The following is an 8,775-nucleotide window of genomic DNA, read 5'->3' as shown; positions in this document are numbered from 1 at the left end:
ACATTGGGGTAGGGTTGATTCATGAATCAACCCTACTATTAATCAACCCGTAAGGATTCAGGTGACTCAAATGCAGTCACAGAGCGGCTTCTAAAATCTCAGAACTCGCTAAACTAACAGTTTCATTCTCAATAAGCACGAAAATTAAGGCTTTTAGCGTTTCTTAATGAGAATGAGGATTTGGACATAATTCGCCTAAATGCTTACACAGCATGGGTTTGACTGCTTTTTGTATGACCTGAATCCTTACATCAACCCTACTATGAATCAACCCTACCGACATCGGGGGGGTTTAAGGATAGGCGGTTAAAATGCGTCTTAGCTGATCAAAAAATCGGGCTAAAATAGAAAAAACTCACCCTCAGCGACCACGGCGATGGCAGAAGAAACGGCGAAAATCAAGCTTTATCGGAAAACCTATCAACTTCCCCAACTAAATCGCCCCGATTTATTGGTTTTGCAGGATCAGATTCAAGAAAGACAGCAACTGATGAAAACCGGAAAACGGGTTCGCAATACATGGTTAGGATTGAGGAAAAAAGAAGAACCCCTCAATTTCGAGGAAACTTTTCAAGAATTGGAAAGATTAGTCAAGGACTATAACCAGTTAATCGGATTTCTCACCGACCATAAGGATGAATACCGGCGGTTTTTCCAGTCACTGACCGAGGAAATCAAGGAGGCAGTGGCGGTTAAATGCCAGAAATTGGCAGAAACAGAGCGAAAACGCCAATCTTTGGAGAATAGCATCGGCTCGGCCGACCTGCGAGATACCCTGAGACTACAGAAACAGCAGATTTTCCGCGCCGTGATTCTTGTTGGTCGCGCCAGCTTGCTTATGCTCAAGAAAATCGACCTAATCAGCGAAAGTATCCAGAAATTAGCTGAAGATCAGGATACACAAAAACAGGTTTTCTCGAAAATGATCGGCGAGTTGAACGGGTACAAACAAGTGTATCAGTTGCAGCTGGAGTTAGATAGTCTGGAACAAGAAGCGATCGAAATGGCCAAAGTAGCCATTAATCTAGAACAATACCTAAAACCAATTATCGGACAGTTTCAAGGCTTGATCGATCGAGTAGTGACCATTGACGGGGAACTTTCCCGCAGTGTCAGCGAAGTGGAATCCCTCGTCCAGAACATTCTCAGTTCCGAATCGGCGGCATCTTTCCGCAAAAACGATAATCTATCGGCTAGTTTGCTCAATTTCCTCGTCACCAGCGAGGAAAAGCGCGGCCGTTTAGCGATCGCATTAGAGCGAGCCGAGCGGGAAGGATGGCAATGGACAGACGTGGAAATCCCCGACGAGGAAATCGAACTCGAAACCGCCATTCAACGCATAAACAATCATGTAATCGAGAGAGTCGGGAATTTTATCACCTCCGTCGTCGGTGATTCTCCTATTCCTCAAACTTCATTTACCGAAAACCTACCCAACGGAGTCACACTGGAGATGGTGATCTTACCAGCAGGTGAATTTCTCATGGGATCTCCTGACAGTGATTCTGATGCTCAAAGTAGAGAAAAGCCTCAACACCAAGTTCAAGTCAACAGTTTTGCGATTGGGAAATATCCAGTGACTCAGGCACAATATGAAGCAGTAATGGGAACAAATCCCTCTCGGTTTAAAAATAATCGGCAAAATCCAGTAGAAAATGTTAGTTGGAATGACGCTCAAGCCTTTTGTCAAAAATTGAGTCAAATAACAGGAAAAACCTATCGCCTACCGACAGAAGCGGAATGGGAATATGCCTGTCGTGCGGGGACAACCACTCGCTATTATTTCGGTGATGATGCTAATCAGTTAGGAGATTACGCTTGGCATAAAGGAAATTCTGGGGGTAAAACTCATCCTGTGGGTCAGAAAAAGCCCAATGCTTGGGGACTCTATGACATGAGTGGCAATGTTTGGGAGTGGTGCGAAGACAATTGGCATAGTACCTATGAGAATGCACCAAAGGATGGCAGGGCTTGGATAAAAAATGGTAATGATAATCGTTCTCTATTGCGGGGCGGTTCTTGGTACGACGATCCAAATTACTGCCGTTCCGCTTTCCGCAGCGGCGACTACCGCCGCGACAACGGCGACTTCAGCGGTTTTCGGGTGGTGTGCGGTGCTGGGAGGACTCTGTAACCCTTTTTACCCTTTTTACCCTTTTTCTCTTTTTCTCTTTTTCCCGCCTAGCGGCGGGTCGATTTTTTTTTGAGAAAATTGGTTCTTCGGTTTGTGTTATGTAATGGACGGGGGTTATAAGAGATGGAACCCTTATAGAGAAAGACATTGGACGATTTTTGTCAATTGTTTTTGATCTAGAGCGAGCTAATCAGTTAAATCTTTTGCCAGATAAGGATTTAGTCGATTTATGCCCCCCTATCGAACCATAACAAGTAACGAAGAGCCGCACTGATTATCACACAAAGTCGAGGAGAGCCAAAACTCAAATCCGATCCCCGATAGCTGTCTCGGAGTCTCCTGTCTCGACTAGGAAATTAATTTTCCACTACTACTTATCTGGGGGCCTCTATGGTGGCCGGATTAGTAGTATTGGCAGTCTTGCTGGTGAACATTTGTATTAGACTAAAACCAACAAAAGCGAGTAAGGCTATGCCACCAATAGTAGTAACAATTTTACCCACGAGATTTTCTGTTGGGGGTTGTTCGGGGGCATCCTCATTGGGGTCTTCCGAATGGGCAAAACGATTGTAGAGGAAATCGAGAGCTTCATTGCGGAGTTCGTAGTAACGGGGATCCTCGGTAATTTGGGAACGAACCCGGGGACGAGCAAAAGGCATCTTTAACACCTCACCGATTTTAGCGCTCGGGCCGTTGGTCATCATCACCAAGCGATCGCACAAGAACAAAGCCTCATCGATATCGTGGGTAATCATCAACACGGTTAACTGGTGTTCTTGCCAGATTTTCAGCAATTCTTCCTGTAATTCCTCTTTAGTAATCGCATCTAAGGCCCCAAAGGGTTCATCGAGGATGAGGACTTGGGGACGAATGGCCAAGGCGCGGGCGATCGCTACCCGTTGTTTCATGCCTCCCGATAATTGGGGGGGTTTTTTCTGGGCTGCTTCTGTCAATCCCACTAAGGATAGATTTTCTTCCACGATCTTCACCTTCTCAGCCTGAGATTTTTCGGGATAAACGGAATTAACCCCGATATAAACGTTCTCAAAGGCAGTTTTCCAGGGCAGAAGCGAATAATTTTGGAATACCATCATCCGGTCCGGTCCTGGTTCCTTAACCTCTTTATCCTGTAGCAGCACTTGCCCACGACTAGGAGAAGAAAACCCCGCCACCATATTTAAAAGGGTCGATTTACCGCAGCCGGAGTGACCGATAATGCAGACAAATTCCCCCTCATTGACTTGCAGCTCCACACCGTCTAAAACGGTGTAAACCCCTTCGGGGGAGGGGTATTCTTTGGCAACATTACTAACTAACAAAAAAGGCTGGGTGGTGGTGCTGGAATTCACGGTCTTATCGGTAAAAGTTTGCATAATTCGTCCTAGATTTATTTTAAGGTGGGCAAAGCCCACCACAACCATTAATTAGTCACGGGATCATCGAGGAGAACTTCTGAGACGCGATAATCGCGACGGATCGAGAAACGTTCCAGATAGCCGATCGGATCGTCGGGATTGAAAATAAGATGATCAAAGAGGGCAAAACTGTGGCGATCGGGTTCCAAATCGGGAAGGCCCAGAGACCGGCAAGCTTCGCCAAACAGATCGGGACGACGGACGCGTTCAATCACTTCTACCCAGTTGCGGGGGAAAGGCGCGTAACCCCAACGGGCCAGCTGAGTTAGGGTCCATAGGGCCTCACTGCGGCCCGGACAGTTAGCTTGATCGACGTAAAACTGATTAAATCGGAATAGGGGTTCGGGGGCAGTTCCTAAACCGCGATCATAACCATCGAGGAAACCGGGGCGGATAATTGCCCTATCCACGCCCACATACTGGGGCTGACTGAGAATATTGACTATTTCTTCTCGATTACGCCGATCATCGCAGTATTCACAGGCTTTAATTAAAGCTTTCACCATGGCGATATGGGTTTCGGGATGTTTCGCCGCCCAAGTTTCCCTGACCCCGAGGACTTTTTCCTGGTGTCCGGGCCAAATATCAAGATCGGTGGCGATAACGTAGCCTAATTTTTCGTGAACGGCGTAGGAGTTCCAGGGTTCCCCCACACAATAACCGTCGATATTACCCGCTTTTAGCAAGGAAACCATTTGAGGCGGCGGAATTACGGCTAAATTTACATCACTATCGGGATCGATGCCGCCACTAGCTAACCAGTAGCGTAACAGCAGATTGTGCATGGAGGCGGGGTGAACCATGCCGAAAGTGGCGATTTTATCGGGACTTTGCAGGAGGGCCCCCTTTAAGTCCTCCAGTTTTTCTACCCCCAATTCCCTGTATTTATTGCTGAGGGTGATGGCGTTACCGTTGCGACTGAGTACCAAAGCGCTAATCACGGGGACAGAGGGCTTATTGCCAGCCCCAATGGTCATGCTGAGGGGCATTCCCGCCACCATCTGGGCCGCATCGAGACGACCGGTGGCCACTCCTTGGGCGAGTGCTTTCCAGTTGGGTTCCCGTTGCAGGACAACATCCTCTAATCCTTCCTCGGCGAAGAAGCCTTTCTCTTTGGCGATAATAATCGGAGCGCAATCGGTGAGGGGGATAAAACCGATGGTGGGATTGGTTTTCAGTCTGGTAGCTTGGCCGATCACCGTCACTGGACCAGTGGGTTGACCGACTTTCTTCGATCGCTTCTGTTGGTTGAGGAAATAAACGATCTCGTTACGGAGGGAGTAGTAACTGGGATGGTTAACTACTTCTAAACGATGCCGGGGCCGGGGAATGGGAACATCGAGAATCTGACCGATATGGGCCTCCGGACCGGTGGTTAACATCACCACTCGATCGGATAGTAATAGGGCCTCATCCACATCGTGCGTGACCATGATACAGGTAACGTGGCTTTCCTCGACGATTTCCATCAAACGTTCCTGTAAATTGCCTCTGGTTAACGCATCCAGCGCCCCAAAGGGTTCATCAAGTAGCAGGACTTTTGGCCGTAGAGCTAAAGCACGGGCGATCGCTACCCGTTGTTTCATGCCTCCCGATAATTCTCCCGGTCGTTTGTTGGCGGCATGGCGCAGGTGTACCATATCGATACTATGTTCGATGACACTTTTGCGTTCAGCAGCCGGCAGATGACGCAGCACACGGTTAACTCCTAGGGCGATATTTTCCCGGACGGTTAACCACGGCAGCAGAGAATAATTCTGGAACACCACCATGCGATCGGGACCGGGGTCTTTAATTTCTCTTCCCTCTAAAATCACCCCCCCTACCGTCGGGCGATCGAGTCCAGCGACCATATTTAAGAGGGTGGATTTCCCGCAACCGGAGTGACCGATTAAAGAGATAAATTCCCCTTTAGTAACGCTGAGATCGATATTTTTCAGGGCAATATATTGACGGCCATCGGGCAGAGGGAAAACTTTATCAATGTGATCGACTTCAATAAATGCAGACATTTTCAGTTATCAGTTATTAGTTATCAGTTATCAGTTATCAGTTATCAGTTATCAGATGTGAGTTTTTAGTTTACTGTTTACTGTTTACTTAAAAAGCTCCCCACACCCCACACCCCACACCCCACACCCTGCCCCCACCGAAAAACTTTTTGCCGCAAACCCTATTTATTTTCTTCGGGTACAACTAATTTAGCGATGTAGGCCATGAGGCGATCGAGTAAGAAACCAACAATACCCACATAAATCAGAGCGAGGATAATTTCACTGATCATGGAACTATTCCAAGCATCCCAGATAAAGAAGCCAATTCCCACGCCACCGATCAGCATTTCCGCCGCTACAATCGCCAACCAAGATAAACCGATACCGATTCTTAATCCCGTGAAAACGTAGGGAACGGTGGCGGGAAAAAGAATATTGAAAAAATATTCAACTTTGGATAATTTTAGCACTCTAGAGACGTTTTTATAGTCTTGGGGAACCTGTTGTACTCCCACGGCTGTGTTAATAATAATTGGCCAAATTGCTGTAATAAAAATTACAAATATGGCACTAGGTTCGTTATTGCGAAAAGCCGCTAGGGAGATGGGTAGCCAAGCTAGGGGGGGAACGGTACGCAGGATTTGGAAAATTGGATCGATCGCATCATAAATTAGGGCGCTACTACCGATTAAAATACCCGCAGCGATGCCGACAATAGCGGCAAGGGTAAAACCGACAGCCACCCGTTGTAAACTGGCGAAAATTTGCCAGAATAACCCCACATCCGTGCCACCATTATTGAAGAAGGGATTAATAATTAATTCCCAGGTATCGCTAACCACTTTGGTGGGACTAGGGAGGGGGGCATCGGGACTAAAACAGATTATTTGCCAGAGGAGGAGGAAAATTAATAAAGCAATCGCCGAAGTTGCTAGTTTGGATAATTTTTTTTTCAGGTCTTTTACCCATTTTGTACCTTGAGAACGACGAGAAATAGAAACAGCCATAATCAGTTATCAGTTATCAGTTATCAGTTATCAGTTATCAGTTATCAGTTATCAGTGGTTGAGTGGTTCAGTTATCAGTTATTGATTACCAGTTATCAGAAAATCATCTTTAACTGTTGACGGGTTACTGATCACTGAACACTGATTTAAACCTTTTTAATCTTGAGAGATTTCAGGTAAGCGGTGGGATTTTCGGGATCAAATTTCACGCCATCAAAGAAAGTTTCCACACCGCGAGAGGTAGAGGTGGGAATTTGATCAGCCGGAACATTGAGGGCTGTGGCGGCTTCTCTCCAGATATCTTCCCGGTTAACCTTATCAACTAAAGCTTTGATGTCCGTATCGGCGGGAATATAGCCCCAACGGATGTCTTCAGTCACAAACCAAGTATCATGACTCTTGTAGGGATAGGAAGCGTTATCAGCCCAGAATTTCATGGCTACGGGGCTATTTTCGATTTTGCGACCATCACCGAAATCGATATTACCTTGCATTCTGCCCAAGATATCGGCGGGGTCAATTTTCAGCCATTCCCGTCCTGAAATAATCTCGCACATTTCCTTAACATTAGCGGGATCGTTGCACCATTGCTGCGCTTCCAGAACAGCCATAGTTAAAGCTTTTGCCGCTTTGGGATTTTTATCCACCCAATCGGCGCGTAAAGCGAAAGCTTTTTCGGGGTGATCCTTCCACAGTTCCCCAGTAATCAAGGCCGAATAACCGAGTTTTTTGTTAACTAATTGGGCGTTCCAAGGTTCCCCCACACAGAAAGCTTGCATCGTGCCGACTTTCATGTTAGCCACCATTTGTGCCGGAGGAACAACAATTAGGGATAGATCTTTATTCGGATCGATGCCGCTGGCGGCTAACCAATAGCGCATCCAGAGATCGTGAGTACCACCGGGGAAAGTGACGGCGGCTTTAACTTCTTTGCCGGCAGATTTAGCTTTAGCGAAGGATTCTTTCAGTACACCGCTATCGAGGGCAACTTTTAGATCCATGTATTCGTTAGCCACAGAAATCGCTTGACCGTTGGTATTCAAACGCGCCAGAATATACATTGGTACGGGCTGTTTGGTGATTTTGCCCAAGGTCATTAGGTAGGGCATGGGGGATAAAATATGCGCCCCATCGATACCGTTACCCGCCGAACCGAGTTCGAGGTTATCGCGGGTTGCAGCCCAAGAAGCTTGTTTCATCACTTGCACATCGGGCATCCCGTGTTTAGCGAATAAACCTTTTTCTTTGGCGATAATTAAAGGTGCCGAGTCAGTGAGGGCAATAAAACCTAGTTTGGCGGTGGTGACTTCGGGAGTTTCTCCACCGGCAGCGGGGGAAGCAGCAGGACTGCCGGCCGGGGAGGGACTGGTCGCGGTATTATTGGGAGTGGCGCAACCGTGGAGAATTGCTGTTCCTACGGCAGTTGCCCCGGCAGTGAAGATAAATCTACGTCTAGAAAGTTTACTCATGGACTAAAAAATCGTGATTAGAAACTAAACAAAGGTGATGAAACGGTGAAAAATTCTCATTATTTCCCCTAACTGACTGCGGTGATAACCGAGAAAATTTCTTGCAAGTAACTGTTGATTCAGTAAGGAGGCTTTAACTATTTTTATCTCTCGATCGCTTTTGCTTCTCCATCTGGGGAGATTTAGCAGTAGTTTTTGTCTAAGAGATTTTTTCTAGAAGCATAACAGTTTTGAGGAGTGGATAGATAGATAGGGGCGGTTTTTGGTCATCTGGGCTAGAAAGATCAGTTTATTTTAGGGTTATCACCGAAGTAATTAACTTAAATTTACAGTCTTCAACGGGAAAGATAGTATAGATTGTTACAAAATATTGTCAGCCATGTAATAAAAGCATAAAAATTTGTCTGAAACGCATGGTAGGGCGATGGGGTTTTTTTAGCTATCTTGAATCAGTTATCATACTAAATCCAGTTATTAAAGACTGATTATCTATTCCTCCTCTTGCCGCTTGCCTCTTGCCTCTTGCCTATCCTGATAAGTAGCCTATACTCAACGGATTTAGTATCAGATTTGAGTTTGCCCTTGACTGATTACCGGTTAATGTTTACCGATAACTGAAAAATCGCCGCAAGTATTAGCGACGAGACTAGCTTGAGACAATCTCTGTTATGCGTTGGCACTTGCCAAGGGCAAAAGCATATTATGATCGATGTTTCCCCTTGATTAGATGCTTAGGGATATCGTCAATAGTGGGAG

General features: G+C 46.4%; 5 protein-coding genes. 1 reads left to right on the top strand and 4 read right to left on the bottom strand.

The window, feature by feature from the left end:
- The first annotated feature begins 376 nt into the window (after positions 1-376).
- The gene (locus MICAI_RS14175; RefSeq protein ID WP_008203240.1) at positions 377-2,134 is read left to right on the top strand and encodes a formylglycine-generating enzyme family protein; all 1,758 of its coding nucleotides are present in this window, start codon (positions 377-379) and stop codon (positions 2,132-2,134) included.
- Positions 2,135-2,508: 374 nt separating this feature from the next.
- Here the strand turns inward: MICAI_RS14175 and MICAI_RS14170 are convergent, their stop codons facing one another.
- The 4 genes from MICAI_RS14170 to MICAI_RS14155 all read right to left on the bottom strand — a co-directional run bounded on the left by MICAI_RS14170 (position 2,509) and on the right by MICAI_RS14155 (position 8,019).
- Positions 2,509-3,507, bottom strand: a complete 999-nt coding sequence (locus MICAI_RS14170) for a nitrate ABC transporter ATP-binding protein (protein ID WP_039900203.1) — start codon at positions 3,505-3,507, stop codon at positions 2,509-2,511.
- A gap of 47 nt (positions 3,508-3,554) precedes the next feature.
- Positions 3,555-5,561 (bottom strand): ABC transporter ATP-binding/substrate-binding protein, encoded by a 2,007-nt coding sequence (locus MICAI_RS14165; protein ID WP_008203236.1) that lies wholly within the window; start codon positions 5,559-5,561, stop codon positions 3,555-3,557.
- A gap of 161 nt (positions 5,562-5,722) precedes the next feature.
- Complete coding sequence (gene ntrB / locus MICAI_RS14160) at positions 5,723-6,550, bottom strand: nitrate ABC transporter permease (protein ID WP_008203234.1); 828 nt, start codon at positions 6,548-6,550, stop codon at positions 5,723-5,725.
- A 146-nt stretch (positions 6,551-6,696) separates the two neighbouring features.
- Positions 6,697-8,019 carry a CmpA/NrtA family ABC transporter substrate-binding protein gene (locus MICAI_RS14155; protein ID WP_008203233.1) on the bottom strand — a complete coding sequence of 441 codons (1,323 nt, stop codon included), beginning with the start codon at positions 8,017-8,019 and terminating at the stop codon, positions 6,697-6,699.
- Positions 8,020-8,775 lie beyond the last annotated feature (756 nt).

Source organism: Microcystis sp. T1-4, from assembly GCF_000297435.1.
Classification (GTDB): Bacteria; Cyanobacteriota; Cyanobacteriia; order Cyanobacteriales; family Microcystaceae; genus Microcystis.
The sequence above is the reverse complement of the archived record's forward strand: the minus strand, read 5'-3'. Positions and strand labels throughout refer to the sequence as shown.

Excerpts from the sequence above, each read along its gene's own strand:
- MICAI_RS14175 (WP_008203240.1), top strand. The coding sequence starts at position 377 with ATGGCAGAAGAAACGGCGAAAATCAAGCTTTATCGGAAAACCTATCAA.
- MICAI_RS14170 (WP_039900203.1), bottom strand. The coding sequence starts at position 3,507 with ATGCAAACTTTTACCGATAAGACCGTGAATTCCAGCACCACCACCCAG.
- MICAI_RS14165 (WP_008203236.1), bottom strand. The coding sequence starts at position 5,561 with ATGTCTGCATTTATTGAAGTCGATCACATTGATAAAGTTTTCCCTCTG.
- ntrB (WP_008203234.1), bottom strand. The coding sequence starts at position 6,550 with ATGGCTGTTTCTATTTCTCGTCGTTCTCAAGGTACAAAATGGGTAAAA.
- MICAI_RS14155 (WP_008203233.1), bottom strand. The coding sequence starts at position 8,019 with ATGAGTAAACTTTCTAGACGTAGATTTATCTTCACTGCCGGGGCAACT.